A 21,439-nucleotide genomic window follows, 5' to 3' on the forward strand; every position below is an offset into this window, starting at 1 on the left:
CGCTTATAGAACGATGTCCTCATTCATCGTCATCCTGAATTTATTTCAGGATCCATCGTGCCCCAAAAGCGGTCGCTGGAGACGCGAAATGGATGCTGAGCCGAAGGCCAGCGCAGCTAAACAAGTTCAGCATGACGTTGGATGCGGAGGATGTCGCGGTATTTACCACGCAACAAAAAGGGGCCATTCGGCCCCTTTTCCATTCTCTATCACTGCGGCGTGGCCGCCCGTGCGTCCTGCCCGTCGCCTTCCGGCGCTGCGATAATGTCGCGGGTGGTCGCCCCCTTGTCGACCACTTCGGTCCCCGGATCGCCAGCGGTCGAGCGGATTCCCGCTGCCGCATTGGCGCGACCGGCGGCGTTCAGCGTCGATGTTTCGGTCGCGCTGCGCTGGGCCGGGCCACCGAACATCGCTTCCATCGCCGCCTTGCTCGAATCCACCGCATTGGACGAAGGCGTGCCGGGCGCGGGCGGGACCAGCGCGAAGTCGGGCGGGATCACCAGCGGCGCCTGACGCGAAACCGCAAATTCATCGGGCCGTTCGCGGTTGAACAGGCCACCGCCGCCGCCACAGGCCGACAGGGTGGAGAGCAGACCGGCTGCAAGGATCAGTTTAAGCTTCACTTCAAAGTCTCCGTATTTGCGCCCTTGTCGCGCAGCAGCAACGCCCGCGCAAGCAGGATCAGCACGCCGATGGTGATCGCTGCGTCAGCCAGGTTGAAAATCAGGAAGGGCCGCCATGCGCCGAAGTGCAGGTCCGCATAATCAACGACATAGCCCAGCCTGATCCGGTCGACGATATTGCCGATCGCCCCGCCCAGCACCAGCCCCAGCGCCGCGACATCCTGCCGCGCCTTTTCGCGCCACATCCACACGCCGACAAAGCCCGCGATCAATATGGTCATCCCCACCAGCGCCCAGCGCATCAGGTCGGTATCGGCATGGAAAAAGCCCATCGACACGCCGCGATTTTCCAGCCAGCGCAGGCGAAAGATCGGCAAAATCTCGATCCCCGTCTCCGCCCGGCTTTTCAGCGCCAGCGGATAGGTAACGGCATATTTAATGAGCTGGTCGAGCGCCAACGTCACGATCGCAACGGTCAGGCCCAGCGGGCGGTGGTTGACACTCATGCCTTCACCACATCATCGCAGCGGTCACACAATGCGCCATCCTCGGCAACTTCCGGCAGCAACCGCCAGCAGCGCCCGCATTTGTGCCACTCGCTGGGCTGGACGCTGATGCCGTCGCCCTCGCCCATCGTAACCCGCGCGACGATCGCGACTTCGGCGAAATCCACGTCGCCCACGGCCAGCACCTGCCCCATGGTGACATCGGCCTCCAGGCTGGAACGCACGATCTTTTCGCGCCGCAACGGCTCGATCGCCTCGTTCACCTGTTCGCGCTGGCTGCGCAGCTCGGTCCATTTCTCGTCCAGATGCGCGCTGATCCAGTGGCGGTCGATCTCCGGCCATTCCAGAAAATGCACGCTTTCCTCGTCACTTGGGAAGCGGCTTTGCCATACTTCCTCGGCGGTGAAGGGGATGATCGGCGCGGCATAGCGGACCAGCGCGTGGAACAGCGTATCGAGCAAAGTGCGATAGGCGCGGCGCTTGGGGTCAGAGGGCGCATCGCAATAGAGGCAATCCTTGCGGATATCGAAGAAGAAGGCCGACAGGTCGCTATTGGCAAAATCGAACAGCGCGCGGGTGTAGCGGCTGAACTCCAGCCAATTGTCGCTGCCCGCCGCCTTGTCGACAACGCTGCGCAATTCCTTGTCCAGCGTCGCCAGCCGGTGGAGCATATAGCGCTCCAGTTCCGGCATTTCGGCGTAGGACACCGCTTCGGTCTCTTCATCATAATCGGAAAGAGCGCCAAGCATGTAGCGGAATGTATTGCGCAATTTGCGATAGGCGTCGGACGACCCGGCCAGCACTTCCTTGCCGATGCGCACGTCATCGAAATAGTCGGTGCTGGCGACCCAGACGCGCAAAATGTCCGCGCCGCTTTCGCCCATGATCTTGAGCGGATCGACCACATTGCCTAGCGACTTGGACATTTTGCGCCCGGTGCCGTCGAGCGCGAAGCCATGGGTCAGCACCGCGTCATAGGGCGCCCGCCCCCGCGTGCCGCTGGATTCGAGCAGCGATGACTGGAACCAGCCGCGATGCTGGTCCGACCCTTCCAGATACAGGTCGGCGCGCACGCCTTCGCCATAGCGCGCTTCCACCACGAAACTATGCGTAGAACCGGAATCGAACCACACGTCCAGAATGTCGGTCACGACCTCATAGTCGTTGAGGTCGTAGTCCGGCCCCAGCAACGCCTGATGATCCGCCCCGAACCAGGCATCCGCCCCCGCGCCCTTGAACGCGTCGATGATGCGGGCATTGACTGCCGGATCAACCAGATATTGCCCACTCTTGCGATGCACATAGAGCGCGATCGGCACGCCCCAGGCCCGCTGGCGGCTGATCACCCAGTCGGGACGATCGCTGACCATCGCATTGATCCGGTTCCGCGACCGCTCCGGCACCCAGCGTGTATTGGCGATCGCATCGAGCGCGACGCCGCGCAGGGTCGGGCCGTTGGTCGGCAGCACCGTTGCCAGCGCCCCGGTGACCGGCTCCAGCGGCGGCAGCGGATAGTCCGCCACCTGCCCACTGGGCTTGTCCATGGGGATGAACCATTGCGGGGTGCAGCGATAGATGATCCGCGCCTTGGACCGCCAGCTATGGGGATAGCTATGCCTGAACTCGCTGGCCGACAGCAGCGCGCCAGCGGCGCGCAGGTCGTTACAGATCGGGCCGTCCGCGCCGTTGAACTTGGTATTGATGACGCTGCCCTGCCCCGGCAACCATTCCCAATCGTCGCGATAGAAACCCGCATCATTGACCGCGAACACCGGGTCGATCCCCAGCGCCTTGCACGCAATGAAATCCTCCTCGCCATGGTCGGGCGCCATATGGACGAGGCCCGTGCCCGCATCGGTCGTGACAAAATGATCGCCAGCGAGAACGCGCCGTCCCTTGTTGAAGAATTCACCAGACACACGACCATGCATCGGATGAGCGGCAACATTGCCAACCAGCGCATCGCCTTTGCCAGCCCAAAGAATTAAATTCTCGGAGATATCCCAACGCTCGATCTGTAAACTTTTAGCGATGCGATCACCCAGTGCGCCTATTAGATCGTTTGCAACTACGAACCGACGGTTTCTAAAGGGTGGGTACGAAACAATTGAATAGTCCACCGACCGATTAACCGCGATGGCTTGGTTGACTGGGATGGTCCACGGTGTTGTCGTCCAGATCACCGCTTCAGCCCCTACCAATTCAGGAAAAGAAGCGGCATGAAACTTGAACGCCACGTCGATCTGCGTCGACACGACATCCTCATATTCCACCTCAGCCTCGGCCAGCGCGGTCTTTTCGACCGGGGACCACATCACCGGCTTGGCCCCGCGATAGAGCTGACCGCTTTCCGCGAACTTGAGCAACTCGCCAACGATCGTCGCCTCGGCATCGAACTTCATCGTCAGATAGGGATCGGCCCAATCGCCCATCACGCCCAGACGCTTGAACTGCTCCTTCTGCACGCCCACCCATTTGTCGGCATAGGCGCGGCACTGGGCGCGGAATTCGGCGGCGGGCACCTCGTCCTTGTTCAGCTTCTTCTTGCGATATTCCTCTTCGATCTTCCATTCGATCGGCAGGCCATGGCAGTCCCAGCCCGGCACATAGGGCGCATCTTTGCCCAGCAGCGATTGCGAACGGACGATGATGTCCTTCAGCACCTTGTTCATCGCATGGCCCATATGGATGTCGCCATTGGCGTAGGGCGGGCCGTCATGCAGGATGAAGCGCTCGCGCCCCTTGCGCCGCTCGCGCAGCCGGTCATACAGACCCATCGCCTCCCACTTCGCCGCGATCGCGGGTTCCTTCTGCGCCAGGCCGGCCTTCATCGGAAAGTCGGTGACGGGCAGGAAAACGGTGGACTTATAGTCAGGTGCGTCGGTCATGGCTGCGCTTATGCTGGATCCGTTCGGTTCGAGCTTGTCGAGAACTGTTCTCGACGGACGCTTCTCGACTTCGCTCGAAGCTGCTCGAACCGAACGGAGGTTGGGTAGATTAGCGCCGTGCCTTAAGCGACGTAAGGCGTTCCCGCAAGGATTTGCCGTGCTTGCGTGCAGTCGCGCGCGATCTGTGCGATCAGCGCGTCCAGCCCGTCATATTTCGCCTCCGCCCGCAGGAAGGCGATCAGTTGCACGGCAATGCACTGGTCATACAGGCTCTCGGCAAAGTCGAAAAAATGCGGCTCCAGCAATTCCTTGGGCGGGTCGAAGGTCGGGCGGATGCCCAGATTCGCCGCGCCGTCCAGCACCCGCCCGTCGGGCAAGATCCCGCGCACCGCATAAATGCCATAGGCCGGGCGCAAATAGCTGCCCATGTCGACGTTGGCGGTCGGGAAACCGATAGTGCGACCCAGCTTGTCGCCATGCTGCACCACGCCCTCGATGGTGAAGGGCCGCGTCAGCAGCCGGGTTGCAGTGGCGCAATCGCCCGCCTGCAACGCCGCGCGAATGCGGCTGGACGAAATCACCGCCCCATCGGCATCCGTCACGGGCGCAACCGCCTGCGCCCACATATCCCATGGCGCGCCCAGTTCGGACAAAAGCGCCACCGATCCGGCCCGCCCCTTGCCAAAGGTAAAGTCCTGCCCCGTCACCACCCCGGCCACGCCCATATCGACGGCCAGCAGGCGCACGAACGCAGCCGGATCGAGCGCCGCCAGTTCCGGGGTAAAGGCGAACACCATCATCGCGTCCGCCCCGGCGGCGGCGAACAAGGCCTGCCGCTGGTCCAGCGTGGTCAGGCGAAAATGGGGCGTATCGGGCCGGAATAGCCGCATCGGATGGGGATCGAATGTCGCGACGATGACGGGACGCCGCTCGGCACGGGCGCGGTCTATCGCATGGCCGACCACGGCCTGATGCCCGGCGTGAAACCCGTCAAAATTGCCCAGCGCCATGATGGCCCCGCGCAAATGCGCCGGGACCGGGGCGCCGCTTGTCAGCCGCTCCATGGCGCGGCCTATAGGGGGCATCCCGGCCAAGAGCAATGACCGAGACCCCTGTCGCGAACGCCCGCAATCCTCAGTTGTCAGCCCCCACGCAGGAAGGCGATCAGATCGGCATTCAGCCGGTCAGGCACCGTCGCGAAAAGACCATGGGGTTCGCCCTCATATTCCAGCCATTGCGCGCCAGCGATCCCTGCGGCCGCCGCGCGACCGCTGAGGTCGATCGGCACCGTCTTGTCGGCGCTGCCGTGGATCACCAGCGTGGGGATAGTGAAGCTCGCCAGATCGGGACGGAAATCGGTGCGACCAAAGGCGTCGACACAGGCGATGGTAGCCAGTGGGCTGGCCATGATGCCCAGCGCGAAACTCCAGTCCAACACACCCTTGCTGACCGGGCTCGTGACCCAGCCAACACCATAGAAATCCTTGGCGAAACTCTGGAGAAAGTCGAAGCGATCCTTACGGATATCCTCCTGCATCCCGGCAAACACATGCTCCTCCACGCCGTCGGGATTGTCGGCGGTCTTGAGCAGAAAGGGTACGACCGACGACACCAGCACCGCCCGGTCCACCCGCGCCCCGCCATGGCGGGTCAGATAACGCGCAATCTCGCCCCCACCCATGGAAAAGCCGACCAGGCTGACGCGCGGCAGGCCCAGATGTGCGATCAGGTCGGCCAGATCGTCGGCGAATACGTCATAGGTGTAACCGGTTGCGGGATGGCTGCTATGGCCAAAGCCGCGCCGATCATAGGCGATGACCTGATGCCCTGCCTCGACCAGCGCGACGGTTTGATATTCCCACATATCGCCGGTCAGCGGCCAGCCGTGGATCAGGATGACGGGCGGACCTTCTCCGGCCACCTTGTAATGGATATGCGCGCCGTCGCGTGTGTCTAAAATGGGCATGGATGCAGTCCTTTATCGGGGACTGGCTTAACCTGCGGGAATAGCGCCCTGTTCCGAACCGATACGACGAAGGGAGACGAAACTATAGGCAGGCCGATCATCGACAGCCTCATGCGCTTCCCGCGCGACTTCCGCCCAGTCAGCCGGATCGGGATAGGCAATGCTGGCGTCCCCCACCGCGTCCAGATGCACTTCCGTCAGCTCGATCCGATGCGCCTGGGCCAGGAACAGCCGATAGATTTCCGCCCCGCCAATCACCATCACGCTCGGCGCATCGGCCAGCGCCAGCGCGCCCGCCACGTCATGCGCTACCTCGGCCCCCGCCCCGCTCCACTTGCCGTCACGGGTCAGCACGATATGGCGACGCCCCGGCAGCAAGCCCGGCAGGCTGTCGAACGTCTTGCGCCCCATGATCATCGGATGCCCCAGCGTCAGCGCCTTGAACCGCTTGAGGTCCGCCGGCAGCCGCCAGGGCAGATCGCCATCCCGCCCGATCACGCCATTATCGGCGCGGGCCAGGATCAGCACGATCTCGCTCACAGTTTTGGTTTCGTTCGCTGCGCTCACAACACCAACCGCGTCACATGCCCCATCTTGCGCCCCGGCCGCGCTTCATGCTTGCCGTACAGGTGCAGATGGTTGGCCGGATCGGACAGGATCGCCAGCCAGTCATGCGCGTCGTCGCCGATCAGGTTGCGCATTTCCACCCGGCGCGCCGCCAGCGCGGTGTCGCCCAGCGGCAGGCCGCAAATCGCGCGGACATGATTTTCGAACTGGCTCGTCAACGCGCCCTCGATCGTGCCGTGGCCGCTATTATGGACACGCGGCGCCATTTCGTTGAACACCGGCCCATCAGCGCTGGCGAAAAATTCGCAGGTCAGCACGCCGACATAGTCCAGCGCATCGGCAATCTTGCGCGCCAGCGCACGCGCAGCAGGCACCTGCCCCTCGATCAGCGGCCCGGCGGGCGCGATCGACGTGTCGAGGATGCCGTCGACATGGACATTGGCAGAACTGTCCCAGAAGCGCACCTCGCCATCCGCGCCGCGCACCAATATAACCGAAAATTCCTCGGCAAAGGTCACGAAGCCTTCCAGGATCGCGCTCTGCCGCCCGATCGCATTCCATGCGCCCACCGCATCGCCCGGCTCGTTGAGCCGCGCCTGCCCCTTGCCGTCATAGCCCATGCGGTTGGTTTTCAGGATCGCCCGGCTGCCGACCTGCGCGATGGCGGCCTCCAGATCGTCCAGATCTTCGACCGGTGCGAACGGCGCGGTCAGCCCGCCCAGATCGCAGACGAAGCGCTTTTCCGCCAACCGGTCCTGCGCCACGCGCAGCGCCTGCGCGCCGGGGCGGACCAGCCCGTGCGTCGCCAGCACCTCGACCGCCGCCGGATCGATATTCTCAAATTCATAGGTGACGACATCGACGCCATCGGCAAAGGCCGCCAGCGCCACCGCGTCGTCATAGCTGCCCCGAGTCCAGCGCGGCGACACGTCCGCAGCAGGCCCGCTTTCCTCCGGCGCATAGATGGCGGTGCAATAGCCCAGCTGCGCGGCGGCAATGGCGATCATCCGGCCCAGCTGGCCCCCGCCAAGGATGCCGATAGTCGAACCGGGCGCGATGGTCGTCATGGGGCCGCTCAGTCCTCGACCGTTTCGGCGACCGCGTCGGTCTGCTTGGCGCGCCAGGCGTCCAGCCGCGCGGCGAGCGCGGGATCATGGGTCGCCAGGATCGCGGCAGCCAGCAGCCCGGCATTGATCGCGCCGGGCTTGCCGATCGCCAGTGTCGCCACCGGAATACCGCCGGGCATCTGGACGATCGACAGCAGCGAATCCATGCCCTTCAGCGCCTTCGATTCGACCGGCACGCCCAGCACCGGCAACCGCGTCATCGACGCGCACATGCCCGGCAGATGGGCCGCGCCGCCCGCGCCCGCGATGACGACTTTCAGGCCGCGCTCTACCGCGCTGGTGGCATAATCATACAGCCGCTGCGGGGTGCGGTGCGCCGACACCACCTTGCATTCATGGGCCACGCCCAGCGCGTCCAGCGTTTCGGCGGCATGGCGCATCGTGTCCCAGTCGGACCGCGACCCCATGATGATGCCGACCTCGATTGCCCCGCTCATGCCCGTGCTTCCCCTCATGGCGCGGCCGCTACGGTGCCGCCCGGAAAGCAAAGCCCCTTAGCGGCCAGCCCGTCGGGGGGCAATGTCGTATTTCCTCCCCGCTTGCGGGGAGGTGGCGCGCGCAGCGCGACGGCGAATGGAAGAGCGTGGGGCCTGCCCCCTCCACCACGCGCTTCGCGCGCGGTCCCCCTCCCCGTGCCGGGGAGGATTACCGCTCCGACAGATAATAACGCTCGATCGCGCTCAGATCATCGGCCAGTTCATAGACGATCGGCTGGCCGGTCGGGATTTCCAGTTCGGTGATCTCGTCGTCGGGAATGTTCGACAGATGCTTGACCAGCGCGCGCAGCGAATTGCCATGGGCGGAGATCAACACCCGCTTGCCTGCCTTCAGGTCCGGCGCGATGCGGCTTTCCCAATAGGGCAGCACGCGCGCGATCGTGTCCTTCAGGCTCTCGGTCGAAGGGATAGCGATCCCCGCATAGCGGCGGTCCTTGCTCAGGTCGAACTCGCTGCCCGCTTCCAGCACCGGGGGCGGAATGTCGAAGCTGCGGCGCCATATCTTGACCTGCGCGTCGCCATGCTTGGCCGCCGTCTCCGCCTTGTCCAGGCCCGTCAGCCCGCCATAATGGCGCTCATTCAAGCGCCAGTCCTTTTCCACCGGCAGCCACAGCCGCCCCATTTCCTCCAGCGCCAGATTGAGCGTCTTGATCGCGCGGGTCTGGAGCGAGGTATAGCATTGGTCGAAATCCAGCCCCTTGGCCTTCATCAACTGACCCGCCGCCCGCGCTTCGCCCGCACCCTTCTCGGTCACGTCCACATCCCACCAGCCGGTGAAGCGGTTTTCCAGATTCCATGACGACTGGCCATGGCGGATTAGGACGAGGGTGGGCATCGGGCATGTCTCCTGCACGTCTGGGAAAAGTCTGCCGCCCCCCATAACGCGCGAAACGCCGGGCGCAAGGTTGCAGCAGCGCACACGCGCACCACATTGCAGTCGAACCGCCGATACGTTAGCCCGCTAAGGGTAGCAGATAAGGAACACCCACTTGGCATTTGTGAAGGGCGCGTGGCGCATATTGGTCGCGATCAAGGACGGGCTGGTCCTGCTGTTCCTGCTACTCTTCTTCGGCGCGCTTTACGCCGCCCTCTCCTTCTCGCCCAAGCCAGCCGCCAGCATCAGCGCGGGCGCGCTGCTGCTCGACCTGGACGGCACCATCGTCGAACAGCCAGCCGAGGCCGATCCCTTCGCCCTCCTGTCCGGCTCCGGCCCGGCCATGAAGGAATATCGCCTGTCCGACATCGTCACCGCGCTGGACGCGGCCAAGACGGACGACAAGGTCAAGGCGGTCGTGCTGAACCTGGATGGCTTCATGGGCGGCGGGCAGGTCGCCATCGCCCGCGTCGGCCAAGCACTCGATGGCCTGCGCGCCGCGAAAAAGCCCGTGCTGGCCTACGCCACCCTCTACACCGACGACAGCTACCAGTTGGCCGCCCATGCCAGCGAAGCGTGGAGCGATCCGCTGGGCGGCGTCGCGATCATGGGCCGGGGCGGGTCGGGCCTCTATTATAAAGGGCTGATCGACAAGCTTGGCGTCAACACCCATGTCTATCGCGTCGGCACATACAAGAGTTTCGTCGAACCCTATATCCGCGCTGACCAGTCGCCCGAAGCCAAACAGGCCAATCAGGCTTTGGCCGATGTCCTGTGGCAAAACTGGCAGGATGACGTCGCCAAGGCGCGACCCAAAGCGAAGATCGCAGCCTATGCCGCCGACCCGGTCGCCGCCGCCACCGCCGCCAATGGCAATATGGCGAAGGCTGCTCTGTCCGCTGGCCTGATCGACAAGCTTGGAGACGCCACCGCCTTCGGTTCGCGCGTCGCGGAAATTGCGGGCGAAGCTTCCGATGCCAAGGCAGGCGGCTTCGCCAAGATCGACCTCGCCGCCTATGTGAAGGCGCGCAAACCTGCTAATGACGGCCAGATCGGCGTGCTGACGATCGCGGGCAATATCGTCGATGGCGAAGCTGGTCCCGGCACGGCAGCGGGCGACACGATTTCGGACCTGCTGCTGACCGCGCTCAACGAAAAGGATTTGAAAGCCCTGGTCGTCCGCGTCGATTCGCCGGGCGGCTCGGTCATGGCGTCGGAAAAGATCCGCAACGCGATTCTGAAGGCCAAGGCGGACGGCCTGCCCGTGGTCGTCTCCATGGGCAATGTCGCGGCCAGCGGCGGCTATTGGGTCTCCACCCCCGCCGACATGATCTTTGCAGAGCCGGACACCATCACCGGCTCGATCGGCGTGTTCGGCATCCTCCCCAGCTTTGAAGGCACGCTTGCCAAGATGGGCGTCACCACCGACGGCGTCGCCACCACGCCCCTGTCCGGGCAGCCGGACCTTGCCGGTGGCACCTCCCCGCAATTCGATGCGATCATGCAAATGGGGGTCGAGGATATCTATCGCCGCTTCGTCGGCGTCGTCGCCCAATCGCGCCGCAAGACCCCGGCGCAGATCGACGCCATCGCGCAGGGCCGCGTCTGGGACGGCGGCACCGCGCGGCAGAACGGCCTTGTCGACCGCTTCGGCGGGCTGGAGGACGCCATCGCCGAAGCCGCCCGCCGCGCGAAAATCGACCCCAAAACCGCCCGCGCCTACAATATCGAAAAGACGCCCGACAAATGGGCCGCCTGGATCGAGGCCATGGCCGAGCGCGAGACGGACGACGCAGGCGCGCCCCGCGACATGCTGGCGCGGCAAGCCATGCTCCAGCGCGGCTGGGCGATGCAGGCAGTCGCCGACGTCAAGGCGCTCGTCACCGGCGCAGGCATCCGCGCAGACTGCCTGGAATGCCGCAGCTACGGCGCGCCCAAGATGCAAAGCGCAGCGGAAGAACGCGGCATGATGGCGCTAATCACAGGCCTCTGGCGCTAACATTCTTCCCCGCCCGCTCGCGGGAGGGGCAGCGAGACTTTCGCGCGCAGCGCGTTAGTCGCAGCGGGGTGGGCAATGTCGCTTGAAGCGATTCAACCAACAAGCGAGAGCATCCATGCGGTTTCATCCTGCCCCTTTTCTGGCTCTTTGGATGGCCGCTTGCGGCGCGGCTGACCCGATTGCGTTCGATCAGCTAGAAATTCGGGCGGCCGGACTGGAAATCATCATTAATGAGGACGGCACAGGGCAGTTCAACCAATCATTCCAGAACAAGCGTGGGCGTTTCAAGCTTTCGCATCAACAATTTGCGAATTTGGTGAAACGAATGGAGCCATTTCGCCTTTCGGGCGAAACCATGACGGGCAGCGAAGCCTCCGATTTTCTCGAGGCGGGCAATCGCTGCGACGGGGATTATGTCACGGACAATGGCGGTATTTCATTTCACTGGGTAGGTCCGTCCGTAGATCAGTTCTACACCGTGGATTACGGATGCGATCGCGAAAAACATGCGTCAAGAAACAAGGAACTTCGCGCAATCCTGGCGTCTCTGCCTGTGCCTGGTCCAGACGGCTTACCGTAGATACTTGCGACGCCAAATTGCCGTGCAGGATCGTTCGGTATCCTACCCCTCCTCATCCCGATACACCGGCAAGCCCAGCCCGCGCCAAATCGCCACCGCGCGCAGTACGAACCCCACCAGCGCCGCAATCACCCCCGCCACCGGCACGTCCAGCCCCGCCAGCCGCAACCCCACGAACAGCCCCGCCGCCACCGCCGCCGCCGTCACATAGAGTTCGGGCCGCAACAGGATCGAAGGCTCACCCGCCAGCAGATCGCGCATGATGCCGCCGACGCAGCCGGTCACCACGCCCATCATCCCTGCGACAAAGGGCGGCACGCCGAAACTCATCGCCTTGGCCGCGCCGAACACCGCGAACGCCGCCAGCCCGATCGCGTCCAGCCAGTCGAGCGCCCGCTCGCTCCAGAAGCGGCGCGGCGTACACCACACGATGACCGCCGCGCACATGCAGGTGATGGCAGGCGCGGCATCCACCACCCAGAAAACCGGCGCGCCGATCAGCAGGTCGCGCAAAGTGCCACCGCCCACCCCCGTCACCAGCGCGAAAAAGGCAAAGGTCACCAATGTCTGCCGCAGCCGCGCCGCCGCCAGCGCCCCCGATGCGGCGAAGACGAAGGTGCCGACGATGCTCAGCGTCTCCAGCACCGGGCCGATGGAGGTTGCGAGAAGGGGTGTGGGTGGGAGCATCGCGATACACTTACATCCGTTCGTTTCGAGCGAAGTCGAGAAACGTTGCGCACCCCAAACCCGTTCGGGCTGAGCGAAGTCGAAGCCTTGAAACGAGTCACGTGCCTCGTTTCAACCTGAGCGGAGGCGAAGGCAGCTCGCTTCGCTCGGTAGAACCCTTCGACTTCGCTCAGGGCGAACGGCGGTAGAGTACCCCTACTTCCGCCCCTTCTCTCCCGCCAACCGGCTCATCAATATCGCCGCGCGCTTGGCCTGGCGCTTCATGCTCGACAGGTCGGCCTGTTCCGCCGGGCTGTGATCGCCGCTTGAGGTCACGCCCAGCCCCACCAGCCCATCGGTATCCTGCGCGACGAAGCTGATATCGCCCGCGCCACGCTTCAATGGGTCAAGTTCCGGCATTACCGCCAGCCCCAGATCGGCATTGACCCCGTTCAGCTTTGCCAGCAGCGCGCGATTGCCCGCCGTGGGCGCCATCGACGGATAGCCCATGTCGAACGCGATCGTCGCCGACGTGCCGGGCAGATGCCCCGCCCCAACGATCGCCTGCATCTTCGCGCGCACCCGCGCCGTCTGCTCCTCGCTCAGCGTGCGGAAATCACCCTTGGCCACGGCAATGGGCGGGATGATGTTGGTCTTGCCCGTCACCGCGATGCGCACGCCGTCCTTGTCCACGTCCGCGCTCTGCCCGCCGCCGATCAACCCGACATTGAAGGTCAGGTTCGGTTCGGGCAGCTCCTTGCGAAACGCCACGATGATCCGCGCCAGCTCATAGACCGCGCCATCGCCCGCACTGGCGGAGAAAATCCCCGAACTATGCCCCGACTTGCCCGTCGCGGTCAGCGTCCAGCTGTTGGAGGATCGCCGCGCGATCGACCCCATATCCTTGCCATCCTGCTGGGACAGCCCTTCAAAATCCAGCGCCACATCGGCGCGCTTGCCCGCTTGGATCAGGTCGGCCCGCGCGATGCTGATCGGATCGCCCGAATCCTCCTCGTCCCCGGTCAGCACCACCTCGATATTCGCGGCCTTCAGCGTGCCTGCCGCCTGCATCGCCTTCAATGCCAGCAGCATCGTCACCACGCCGCCCTTGTCGTCCGCCACGCCCGGCCCGGCGGCCAGATCGCCCTTGCGCTCGAACGTCTGGAACGGCGAATCCGGCTCGAACACCGTATCCAGATGCCCGATCAACAGCATCTTGGTGGTCCCGGCCTTCCCCTTATGGACAGCGATCAGATGCCCGGCCCGCTTGGCCGCATCCATCGGCTGCCATGTCACGACAAAGCCCAGCCTCTCAAATTCAGGCCGCAGCATGTCGGCCACCGCCTTCACCCCCGCCAGGTTCATCGAGCCGCTATTCTGGTTCACCAGCCTTTCGAGCAGGCCGATCGCGGGTTCATAACCCGCCTCGACGCTGGTGGTGATCGTGCGCTCGGCGGGCGACAGCGCCGCCCCGGCGGGCATCCCCGCCAGCAGCATCACGCCCGCAATCAGGCATGCCCGCGCCCTCACTTGGCCAGTTCCGCCTCGATGGCCGCGACCAGCGCTGCGTCGTCAGGCGCGGTCGTCGGCGCAAAGCGCGCCGCCACGCTGCCATCCTTGGCGATGAGGAATTTCTCGAAATTCCACAGTATTTCGGGCACCGGATTGGGGGTCATGCCATAGCCTTTCAGCTTCTCGCGAAACACGTCACCCTCGCCCTGCGCTTCCGGCACGGCGCTGGTCAGCGCGGCATAGAGCGGATGCTTGTCCGGCCCGGTCACCACGATCTTCTCGAACATCGGGAAATCGACGCCGAAATTGGTGGTGCAGAAATTCGCGATCTCGTCGTTCGTCCCCGGCTCCTGCGCGCCGAAATCATTGGCGGGGAAGCCCGCGACCACCAGCCCCTTGTCCTTATAATCGGCGTAGAGCTTTTCCAGCCCTTCATATTGCGGGGTCAGGCCGCATTTGGACGCGACATTGACCGCCAGCACCACCTTGCCCGCATAATCGGCGAGGGACGTGTCCGCGCCCTTGATCGTCTTGAGCGGAATCTGCTGAATGTCGGTCATATGATCGTCTCCTGTGAAAATTTGCGTGTAGCCTGCCACTATATCGCCGCGCCGAACAGATGCCCCGCACCCGCGGTCACCGCCATCGCCAAAGCGCCCCAGAACAGGGTCCGGCTGATCGATCGCACCACCCGCGCCCCGCCCAGCCGCGCGCCGACATAGCCGAGCAGCGCCAGGCATAGCAGGCACAGGCCGACAATCGCGACGATCGCGCTGCCCGCCGGCACGATCGCCGCGACCAGCACCGGCGGTGCCGCGCCCACAGCGAAACTCGCCGCCGACGCCAGCGCCGCCTGCACTGGCCGGGCCGTGGCAATATCCGAAATCCCCAGTTCGTCGCGGGCGTGCGCGCCCAGCGCATCGGCGGCCATCAACTGCTGCGCCACCTGCCCCGCCAGATCGGGCGTCAGGCCACGCTCGACATAGATGTCGCGCAACTCCGCCCATTCCTCGTCCGGCTGCGCGGCCAGCGCATGACGCTCCTTGGCCAGGTCGGCGCGCTCCGTATCCGACTGCGCACTGACAGAGACATATTCCCCCGCCGCCATCGACATCGCGCCTGCCACCAGCGCCGCGATGCCGGTCAGCAAGATCGTCTGCCCGTCCGCCCCGGACGCGGCGATGCCGGTCATCAGACTGGCGGTCGACACAATCCCGTCATTGGCCCCCAGCACCGTCGCGCGCAGCCAGCCGACCCGGTTCACATAATGAACGGCATGGTGCGGCTGGTCAGTCGTCACGTCCATCTTCCGTCCCCCTTGCGATCCAATCCCATAACTGCCGTTCGCTTCGAGCGAAGTCGAGAAGCCTTTGCGCCAAGGGTTCTCGACTTCGCTCGAACCGAACGGATGTGGGTGTGCTACCCCGCCAACCCTTCCGCCTTCTCCGCCAGTTCCAGCCAGCGCATTTCCGCCGCCTCTTTCTCCGCCCGCGCCTTCTCGATCGCGCCGGTCAGCGCATCGAACCGCTTGCGATCGCGCGTGTAAAGCGCCGGGTCGGCCAGCAAATCCTCGTCCCGCGCAATCGCCGCCTCCAGTTCCTCGACCCGCTTGGGCAGCAGTTCCAGGTCGCGCTGGTCCTTATAGGTCAGTTTCGCCGACACGGGCTTGGGCGGCGCGGGCGCGGCGACCGCCTTCTTTTCCACCTTGGCCGCCTTGCGCGGATCGCGCTTGGCGATCCAGTCGGCATAGCCGCCCACGATCACATCGACCACGCCGGTCCCGTCCAGCCCCAGCGTGACCGTCACCGTCCGGTCCAGAAAGTCGCGGTCATGGCTGACGATCAGCACCGTGCCGTCATAATCGGCAATGACTTCCTGCAACAGGTCGAGCGTTTCGAGGTCCAGATCATTGGTCGGCTCGTCCAGCACCAAAAGGTTCGATTCGCGCGCAAATTCCCGCGCGAACAGCAAGCGCGACCGCTCCCCACCCGACAGCGTCGCCACCTTCGCCTCCGCCAGCGACGGATCGAACAGAAAATCCTTCAGGTAACCATGGACATGCTTGCGCACCCCCCGCACGTCGATCCAGTCGCCGCCCTCGGCCAGCACTTCGCGCACCGTCTTGTCGCCCTGCATCAGGCTGCGCTGCTGGTCGATGAAGATCATGTCCAGCGTCTTGGCCTGGCTCACCGTCCCGCTGTCAGGCTGCAACTCGCCGGTCAGCAGTTTGAGCAGCGTCGTCTTGCCCGCACCATTGCCCCCGACGATGCCGATCCGGTCGCCGCGCTGGACCCGCAGCGACAGATTGTCGATGATCGTCCGGTCCCCGAACATCTTGGTGGCATGTTCGATCTTGATGACGCTCTTGGTCTTGCTGTCGTCGCTCGCCACCGCGATCTTGGCCACGCCCTGCGGCCCGTTCATCGCCGCGCGCGTCTCGCGCATTTCCCACAGCTTGGCGAGCCGCCCCTGGTTGCGCTTGCGCCGCGCGGTAACGCCCCGCTCCAGCCAGTGCGCCTCGATCTTCAGCTTCGCGTCCAGCTTCTCCGCCGCCCGCGCCTCTTCGGCATAGACCGCTTCCATCCACTGCTCGAACCCGCCAAAGCCGATCTCGTTACGCCGCATCTGCCCCCGGTCCAGCCACAGCGTCTGGCGGGTCAGCCGGGTCAGGAAGGCGCGGTCATGGCTGATGACGATGAAGCCGCCATTATAGCGCGCCAGCCAGTTTTCCAGCCAGTCGATCGCGGCAATATCCAGATGGTTGGTCGGCTCGTCCAGCAGCAGCAGGTCCGGCTCGCTCGCCAATGCCCGCGCAATCGCCGCCCGCCGCCGCTCGCCGCCACTCGCCGTCCTGGCCTCGCGCGACAGGTCGATGCCCAGTTGGTCGGCAATAGCCTCCACCTCATGCGCAGGTGGCGCAAATTCGCCTGCCAGCGCAAAATCATGCAGCGTCGCAAACGCACTGACGTCCGGGTCCTGCTCCAGCGTGATGATCCGCGCGCCCGGCTGCACCGACCGCACGCCCTCATCCGCCTCGATCTGCCCGCCCAGCAGCTTGAGCAAGGTCGTCTTGCCAACGCCATTGCGCCCGATCAGCGCCAGCCGATCACGCGCGCCGACATGAATATCCATCCCGCGAAACAGCCAGTGACTGCCCTGCGAAAGGCCGAGATTTTCAAACGAAAGAAGAGGTGCTGCCATGCGCGTGCAGCTAGTCGCAAGATCACGATGGAGCAAGCATATCCTCCCCGGCACGGGGAGGGGGACCGCCGCGAAGCGGTGGTGGAGGGGGCGTGCGCCCGAACACCCCCTCCGTCAGGCTTCGCCTGCCACCTCCCCGTGCCGGGGAGGAATGGAACCTCAACCTGTCTGACGGCTTTCAACGCATGTCAGCGTCCATTCATCGCAGCCGTCACAAACAGGCTGCATCCCAACAGGAGAGTTCCCCCCATGAAATCCGCCCTCGCCATCATGGCGCTTGCCGCTTCGTCGCTGCCGATGGCCGCCATCGCCCAGACCAATGTGACCATCGCCGAAACCGCGCCGGTCGTGACGCTCAACGTCACCGAAAGCGTCGAGGGGTCGCCCGACATCGCCACCGTCGGCACCGGCGTCCAGACCCGCGCACCCACCGCGCAGGCCGCGATGCAGGACAATGCGGCCAAGACCGAGAAGCTGATCGCCGCCCTTGCCAAAGCCGGGATCGCCAAGAAGGACATCCAGACCAGCGGCATCAACCTGTCGGCGCAATATGACTATAACCAGCGCGAGGGCGAACCCACCGGCCCGCGCTTCATCGGCTATGAAGCGTCTAACCAGCTGACCGTCAAACTGCGCGACATCAAAAAGGTCGGCCCACTGCTCGACGCCATGGTGGCGGCAGGCGCCACCAACATCAACGGCCCGACCTTCGCGATCGACAATCCTGCGCCGATGCTGGTGCAGGCCCGCGGCGCAGCACTCAAGAGCGCCAAGGCCCAGGCCGATTTCTACGCCCAGGCCGCAGGCTACCGCTCCGCACGCCTTCTTTCCATCGCCGAAAGCAACAGCGGCGGCCAGCCCCCCATGCCGATGCTGCAAAGCGCCCGCTTCAAGGCCGACGCCGCCCCCGCCACCCCGGTAGAACCCGGCCAGGTCAGCGCATCGGTCACGCTTACGGTGCAATACGCTCTTGAGAAGTAAGGCACGTCGCTAAGAAACAATAATCGTCATCCCCGCGCAGGCGGGGACCCATCTCCCGGCCAGGCACCTTGGTCATAGATCGGGAGATGGATTCCCGCCTGCGCGGGAATGACGAAGGAGAGAAGGGCGGCGATGCTTGTGCCTCACCACCCTTTCCCTCACCCTCCCCCATTCACCACCTGTTCAATGCCTTCCGCCTATGCCATGCCCATGACAATGATGCGCAAAAGCCTGATCGCCGGAATCATCGCCATGGGGGCCGCACTCGCGCTGGTCCCCGTTGCCGACGCAGGCGGACGACGCGATGAGCAGGACGCCGCGCGCCGCGCCATGCTCGAAGGCCAGGTCATGCCCTTCGCCATGATCAAGCGCCGCGTCGATTCGCAGATGAACGGCGCCAGCTATGTCGGCAGCGAATTCAACCCATCCTCCAACCGCTACCGGCTGAAATATGTGAAGGACGGCAAGGTCATGTGGGTTGATGCGGACGGCCGGACAGGCGATATCATCGGCTGGGCGCGCTGACCGCGCCTGACACAGAATAGAAACGGAACAGCTCATGCGTCTGCTGATCGTCGAGGATGAACCAAGTCTGGGCCAGCAGCTCAGGAACACGCTGGAGGGCGCAGGCTATGCCGTCGACCTCGCCACCGATGGCGAGGACGGGCATTTCCTTGGCTCGACCGAAAATTACGACGCGGTCGTGCTGGACCTTGGCCTCCCTACCATCGACGGCCTCACTGTACTGGACCGCTGGCGCAAGGAAGGCCGCGCCTTCCCCGTGCTGGTGCTGACCGCGCGTGACAGCTGGTCGGACAAGGTGGCGGGGCTGGACGCGGGCGCCGACGACTATCTCGCCAAACCCTTCCAGTCCGAAGAACTCATCGCCCGCCTGCGCGCGCTCATCCGCCGCGCGTCCGGCAATGCATCGAGCGAACTGACCGCAGGCGACGTCCGCCTGGACACGCGGTCCGGCAAGGTGACGCTCAGCGGCGATCCGGTAAAACTCACCGCGCAGGAATATAAGCTGCTATCCTACCTGCTCCACCACAAGGGCAAAGTGGTCAGCCGCACCGAGCTGATCGAGCACATCTACGATCAGGATTTCGACCGCGATTCCAACACCATCGAAGTATTCGTCACCCGCATCCGCAAGAAACTGGGCGCCGACGTCATCACCACCATCCGCGGCCTGGGCTACAGCCTGGACGAGCCGGGGCGCTGATACCAAACCCAGCATCCGTTCGGGCTGAGCGAAGTCGAAGCCTTCACCTGAACGCAGTGAAGGCACTTCGCTCCGCTCAGTGGACCCCTTCGACTTCGCTCAGGGCGAACGGTAAAGGGGGATGCGAATGACTGACACCATATCCCCTCCCCCCGTTCGCTCCACCGGCTCCATCAGCCGCCGGATGATCGGCATCGCCGCGCTGTGGATCAGCGTTCTGCTGGTCGGCGGCGGCGTGGCGCTGGACCGGGTGCTGGCCGACGCCATCACCCGCAATTTCGACGACGGCATGAATTATGTGCTGACCGCGATGATCGCCGCGTCGGAAATCGGCCCCGACGGCGAAGTCCTCTTCAACCGCGAACTCGCCGACCAGCGCTTCCTCGAACCCAATAGCGGCCTCTATTATCAGGTCAGCGCGAAGGGGCATGAGGACTGGCGCTCGCGTTCCCTGTGGGACCGGGCGATCAAGGTCCCCGCCGACCATCATGACCGCCACCTCCACGTCTATGACAGCAAGCAATTTCCCGGCGAGGATTTGCGCATCATGGAGCGCACCGTCGTCCTGCCCGGATCGAACACCCGCTGGATGTTCATCGTTGGCCAGGCGCGCGAAGGGCTGAACGCCCAGATCCGCACCCTGCGCTCCACGCTGTTCCAGAGCTTCGCCCTGCTCGCGCTCGGCCTGTTCGTGCTGGCCACGCTCCAGACCCTCTATGGCCTGCGCCCCCTGCGCAAGGTGCGGCTGGAAATCATCCGTATGCGCGACGGCCTCAAAAGCCGCGTCACCGAACCCATGCCCGCCGAAGTGCTGCCCATGGTCGAGGAGTTGAACGCCCTGCTCGCCCACAACGAACGGCAGGCGGAGGAAGCACGCACCCATGCGGGCAATCTCGCCCATGCGCTCAAGACCCCGCTGACCGTCATCATGAACGCCGCCACCGCGAAGGCACCCGACCTTGGCGAAACAGTGATCCGCGAAGCCACGACGATGCGGCGGCAGGTCGATCATCACCTCGCCCGCGCCCGCGCCGTCGGCCGGCGCGGCGCTGCGCAAAGCCGCGCCGACGTCTGGGCCAGCCTCACCGCCGTCGAGCGTGCCGTCGCCCGCCTCTATGCCCACGCCCGCGTCGACATGGATGGCGACAAGGACGCCGCCGTCCGTGTCGAGCGGCAGGACCTCGACGAAATGCTCGGCAACCTCGTCGAAAACGCCGCCAAATATGGCGGCGGCAGCGTATTCGCCACGGTCCAGCGCGCGGGCGACATGGTGGAAATATTGGTCGAGGATGACGGCAACGGCATCCCCCCCGCCGACCGCACCCGCATCTTCGACCGCGGCGTCCGCCTCGATTCCGGCAAACCCGGCACCGGCCTTGGCCTCGCCATCGTCCGCGACGTCGCCGAAATCTACGGCGGCACCGTCACCCTGGAAGAAAGCGAGGATTTGGGCGGCCTCCTCGTCCGCCTAAAACTCCCAGCCGCCTGACCCACCTTCTCCCCACGGGGGAGAAGGATACGAAGCCTTGGCCGCGAAGCGGCTTAGGCGAAGTTGGATGAGGGGGACCGACGCCAACGTCGCTCTCCACCCTTGCCATCCACCCCCGCACCTGCGAAGCAATAGCATCGCACCCCACGCACCGCCCCACCCGGCCAGAACAGGAACCCCATGCGGCGGCACCTCTACCTCATCGCCGGTTTCGCCTCGCTGGGTCTCGGCGCGATCGGCGCCTTCCTGCCACTGCTGCCCACCGTCCCCTTCATGATCCTCGCCGCCTTCTGCTTCGCCCGCTCAAGTCCCGCGCTGGAGGCCCGACTGCTCGACCACAAACATTTCGGGCCCCACATCCGCCGCTGGCGGGAACGCGGCGCGATCAGCCGCCGCGGCAAGAAAGCCGCGCTCGCCGCCTTCACCTTCAGCGCCACCCTCGCCCTCTTCCTCTCCCCCTGGCCCTGGTATCTCCTCCCCCTCACCGCCGCCCTGATCGGCGGCACCTGGATCTGGACCCGCCCGGAAGCGTGAGGGGCATTGGCAAAAGAAAGCCCAATATCCACCACCCCGTCATCCCGGACTTGATCCGGGATCCATTCACGCAAGACTAGCGGTTCTAAACAAGGGTAGAGCCAATGGATCCTGACTTCCGTCAGGATGACGACGCTATTTAACCATAAGCCCCCCTCCCTTCTCCCCACTGGGGAGAAGGATACGCAGCCTTACCGATCGCTA

At 64.6% G+C, this 21,439-nt stretch carries 21 protein-coding genes; 7 read left to right on the forward strand and 14 right to left on the reverse strand.

The annotated features are described in order from the left end of the window. Window positions 1–209: 209 nt before the first annotated feature. The 9 genes from Q0D44_RS03020 to gpmA all read right to left on the reverse strand — a co-directional run bounded on the left by Q0D44_RS03020 (window position 210) and on the right by gpmA (window position 9,009). Window positions 210–623 carry a DUF3035 domain-containing protein gene (locus Q0D44_RS03020; protein ID WP_294132216.1) on the reverse strand — a complete coding sequence of 138 codons (414 nt, stop codon included), beginning with the start codon at window positions 621–623 and terminating at the stop codon, window positions 210–212. Then, entirely contained in the window at window positions 620–1,129 is a 510-nt protein-coding gene (lspA, locus tag Q0D44_RS03025; RefSeq protein ID WP_294132224.1) for a signal peptidase II, read from the reverse strand. Before lspA ends, Q0D44_RS03020 begins: the two co-directional genes overlap by 4 nt. Beyond that, complete coding sequence (gene ileS, locus Q0D44_RS03030) at window positions 1,126–4,017, reverse strand: isoleucine--tRNA ligase (protein WP_294132226.1); 2,892 nt, start codon at window positions 4,015–4,017, stop codon at window positions 1,126–1,128. The genes lspA and ileS overlap by 4 nt, the downstream gene beginning before the upstream one ends. 122 nt (window positions 4,018–4,139) lie before the next feature. Further along, the gene (locus Q0D44_RS03035; RefSeq protein ID WP_294132228.1) at window positions 4,140–5,081 is read right to left on the reverse strand and encodes a bifunctional riboflavin kinase/FAD synthetase; all 942 of its coding nucleotides are present in this window, start codon (window positions 5,079–5,081) and stop codon (window positions 4,140–4,142) included. Window positions 5,082–5,158: 77 nt separating this feature from the next. Further along, window positions 5,159–5,983, reverse strand: coding sequence for an alpha/beta hydrolase (locus Q0D44_RS03040; protein ID WP_294132230.1), 825 nt, complete (start codon window positions 5,981–5,983; stop codon window positions 5,159–5,161). Between the two features lie 27 nt (window positions 5,984–6,010). Continuing rightward, window positions 6,011–6,523, reverse strand: coding sequence for a dihydrofolate reductase (locus Q0D44_RS03045; protein ID WP_294132233.1), 513 nt, complete (start codon window positions 6,521–6,523; stop codon window positions 6,011–6,013). Window positions 6,524–6,546: 23 nt separating this feature from the next. Next, window positions 6,547–7,617, reverse strand: a complete 1,071-nt coding sequence (locus Q0D44_RS03050; RefSeq protein WP_294132236.1) for a 5-(carboxyamino)imidazole ribonucleotide synthase — start codon at window positions 7,615–7,617, stop codon at window positions 6,547–6,549. An 8-nt stretch (window positions 7,618–7,625) separates the two neighbouring features. Further along, window positions 7,626–8,114, reverse strand: a complete 489-nt coding sequence (gene purE, locus Q0D44_RS03055; RefSeq protein ID WP_294132242.1) for a 5-(carboxyamino)imidazole ribonucleotide mutase — start codon at window positions 8,112–8,114, stop codon at window positions 7,626–7,628. Window positions 8,115–8,322: 208 nt separating this feature from the next. Continuing rightward, window positions 8,323–9,009, reverse strand: a complete 687-nt coding sequence (gene gpmA, locus Q0D44_RS03060; RefSeq protein WP_017182717.1) for a 2,3-diphosphoglycerate-dependent phosphoglycerate mutase — start codon at window positions 9,007–9,009, stop codon at window positions 8,323–8,325. Between the two features lie 154 nt (window positions 9,010–9,163). Here gpmA and sppA point away from each other — a divergent pair, with 154 nt between their 5' ends. Together sppA and Q0D44_RS03070 are read left to right on the forward strand one after the other, a co-directional pair. Then, window positions 9,164–11,047, forward strand: coding sequence for a signal peptide peptidase SppA (sppA, locus tag Q0D44_RS03065; protein ID WP_294132250.1), 1,884 nt, complete (start codon window positions 9,164–9,166; stop codon window positions 11,045–11,047). Between the two features lie 115 nt (window positions 11,048–11,162). Continuing rightward, the gene (locus Q0D44_RS03070; RefSeq protein WP_294132252.1) at window positions 11,163–11,627 is read left to right on the forward strand and encodes a hypothetical protein; all 465 of its coding nucleotides are present in this window, start codon (window positions 11,163–11,165) and stop codon (window positions 11,625–11,627) included. A gap of 42 nt (window positions 11,628–11,669) precedes the next feature. Here the strand turns inward: Q0D44_RS03070 and Q0D44_RS03075 are convergent, their stop codons facing one another. The 5 genes from Q0D44_RS03075 to Q0D44_RS03095 all read right to left on the reverse strand — a co-directional run bounded on the left by Q0D44_RS03075 (window position 11,670) and on the right by Q0D44_RS03095 (window position 17,006). Next, window positions 11,670–12,314, reverse strand: a complete 645-nt coding sequence (locus Q0D44_RS03075) for a trimeric intracellular cation channel family protein (protein WP_294132255.1) — start codon at window positions 12,312–12,314, stop codon at window positions 11,670–11,672. A gap of 195 nt (window positions 12,315–12,509) precedes the next feature. Then, the gene (locus tag Q0D44_RS03080) at window positions 12,510–13,790 is read right to left on the reverse strand and encodes a M20/M25/M40 family metallo-hydrolase (RefSeq protein ID WP_294133162.1); all 1,281 of its coding nucleotides are present in this window, start codon (window positions 13,788–13,790) and stop codon (window positions 12,510–12,512) included. A gap of 29 nt (window positions 13,791–13,819) precedes the next feature. After that, a complete protein-coding gene (locus Q0D44_RS03085) occupies window positions 13,820–14,365 on the reverse strand; it encodes a glutathione peroxidase (protein WP_294132257.1) in 546 nt (181 codons plus the stop codon). A gap of 38 nt (window positions 14,366–14,403) precedes the next feature. Further along, window positions 14,404–15,111: a VIT family protein gene (locus Q0D44_RS03090; RefSeq protein ID WP_294132262.1), complete on the reverse strand. Its 708-nt coding sequence runs from the start codon at window positions 15,109–15,111 to the stop codon at window positions 14,404–14,406. 113 nt (window positions 15,112–15,224) lie between these two features. Beyond that, the gene (locus Q0D44_RS03095) at window positions 15,225–17,006 is read right to left on the reverse strand and encodes an ATP-binding cassette domain-containing protein (protein WP_294132265.1); all 1,782 of its coding nucleotides are present in this window, start codon (window positions 17,004–17,006) and stop codon (window positions 15,225–15,227) included. Between the two features lie 249 nt (window positions 17,007–17,255). On the opposite strand from Q0D44_RS03095, the gene Q0D44_RS03100 reads away from it, so the two are divergent. The 5 genes from Q0D44_RS03100 to Q0D44_RS03120 all read left to right on the forward strand — a co-directional run bounded on the left by Q0D44_RS03100 (window position 17,256) and on the right by Q0D44_RS03120 (window position 21,235). After that, window positions 17,256–17,987 carry an SIMPL domain-containing protein gene (locus Q0D44_RS03100; RefSeq protein WP_294132267.1) on the forward strand — a complete coding sequence of 244 codons (732 nt, stop codon included), beginning with the start codon at window positions 17,256–17,258 and terminating at the stop codon, window positions 17,985–17,987. Window positions 17,988–18,173: 186 nt separating this feature from the next. Beyond that, complete coding sequence (locus tag Q0D44_RS03105; protein ID WP_294132269.1) at window positions 18,174–18,512, forward strand: hypothetical protein; 339 nt, start codon at window positions 18,174–18,176, stop codon at window positions 18,510–18,512. 34 nt (window positions 18,513–18,546) lie between these two features. After that, window positions 18,547–19,212: a response regulator transcription factor gene (locus Q0D44_RS03110; protein WP_006953141.1), complete on the forward strand. Its 666-nt coding sequence runs from the start codon at window positions 18,547–18,549 to the stop codon at window positions 19,210–19,212. A 184-nt stretch (window positions 19,213–19,396) separates the two neighbouring features. Beyond that, complete coding sequence (locus Q0D44_RS03115; RefSeq protein ID WP_294133164.1) at window positions 19,397–20,701, forward strand: HAMP domain-containing sensor histidine kinase; 1,305 nt, start codon at window positions 19,397–19,399, stop codon at window positions 20,699–20,701. A 180-nt stretch (window positions 20,702–20,881) separates the two neighbouring features. Continuing rightward, window positions 20,882–21,235: a YbaN family protein gene (locus Q0D44_RS03120; RefSeq protein ID WP_294132279.1), complete on the forward strand. Its 354-nt coding sequence runs from the start codon at window positions 20,882–20,884 to the stop codon at window positions 21,233–21,235. Window positions 21,236–21,439 lie beyond the last annotated feature (204 nt).

The sequence above is a fragment of the Sphingobium sp. genome, assembly GCA_023266575.1.
GTDB lineage: Bacteria > Pseudomonadota > Alphaproteobacteria > Sphingomonadales > Sphingomonadaceae > Sphingobium.

What these genes read in the sequence shown, in the direction of transcription:
- Q0D44_RS03120 (WP_294132279.1), top strand. Translation starts at nt 20,882, where the DNA reads ATGCGGCGGCACCTCTACCTCATCGCCGGTTTCGCCTCGCTGGGTCTC.
- Q0D44_RS03105 (WP_294132269.1), top strand. Translation starts at nt 18,174, where the DNA reads ATGCCTTCCGCCTATGCCATGCCCATGACAATGATGCGCAAAAGCCTG.
- Q0D44_RS03100 (WP_294132267.1), top strand. Translation starts at nt 17,256, where the DNA reads ATGAAATCCGCCCTCGCCATCATGGCGCTTGCCGCTTCGTCGCTGCCG.
- purE (WP_294132242.1), bottom strand. Translation starts at nt 8,114, where the DNA reads ATGAGCGGGGCAATCGAGGTCGGCATCATCATGGGGTCGCGGTCCGAC.
- Q0D44_RS03075 (WP_294132255.1), bottom strand. Translation starts at nt 12,314, where the DNA reads ATGCTCCCACCCACACCCCTTCTCGCAACCTCCATCGGCCCGGTGCTG.
- lspA (WP_294132224.1), bottom strand. Translation starts at nt 1,129, where the DNA reads ATGAGTGTCAACCACCGCCCGCTGGGCCTGACCGTTGCGATCGTGACG.
- Q0D44_RS03115 (WP_294133164.1), top strand. Translation starts at nt 19,397, where the DNA reads ATGATCGGCATCGCCGCGCTGTGGATCAGCGTTCTGCTGGTCGGCGGC.
- Q0D44_RS03070 (WP_294132252.1), top strand. Translation starts at nt 11,163, where the DNA reads ATGCGGTTTCATCCTGCCCCTTTTCTGGCTCTTTGGATGGCCGCTTGC.
- Q0D44_RS03035 (WP_294132228.1), bottom strand. Translation starts at nt 5,081, where the DNA reads ATGGAGCGGCTGACAAGCGGCGCCCCGGTCCCGGCGCATTTGCGCGGG.
- Q0D44_RS03110 (WP_006953141.1), top strand. Translation starts at nt 18,547, where the DNA reads ATGCGTCTGCTGATCGTCGAGGATGAACCAAGTCTGGGCCAGCAGCTC.
- Q0D44_RS03095 (WP_294132265.1), bottom strand. Translation starts at nt 17,006, where the DNA reads ATGGCAGCACCTCTTCTTTCGTTTGAAAATCTCGGCCTTTCGCAGGGC.
- gpmA (WP_017182717.1), bottom strand. Translation starts at nt 9,009, where the DNA reads ATGCCCACCCTCGTCCTAATCCGCCATGGCCAGTCGTCATGGAATCTG.
- ileS (WP_294132226.1), bottom strand. Translation starts at nt 4,017, where the DNA reads ATGACCGACGCACCTGACTATAAGTCCACCGTTTTCCTGCCCGTCACC.
- Q0D44_RS03085 (WP_294132257.1), bottom strand. Translation starts at nt 14,365, where the DNA reads ATGACCGACATTCAGCAGATTCCGCTCAAGACGATCAAGGGCGCGGAC.
- Q0D44_RS03090 (WP_294132262.1), bottom strand. Translation starts at nt 15,111, where the DNA reads ATGGACGTGACGACTGACCAGCCGCACCATGCCGTTCATTATGTGAAC.
- Q0D44_RS03040 (WP_294132230.1), bottom strand. Translation starts at nt 5,983, where the DNA reads ATGCCCATTTTAGACACACGCGACGGCGCGCATATCCATTACAAGGTG.
- Q0D44_RS03050 (WP_294132236.1), bottom strand. Translation starts at nt 7,617, where the DNA reads ATGACGACCATCGCGCCCGGTTCGACTATCGGCATCCTTGGCGGGGGC.
- Q0D44_RS03080 (WP_294133162.1), bottom strand. Translation starts at nt 13,790, where the DNA reads ATGCTGCTGGCGGGGATGCCCGCCGGGGCGGCGCTGTCGCCCGCCGAG.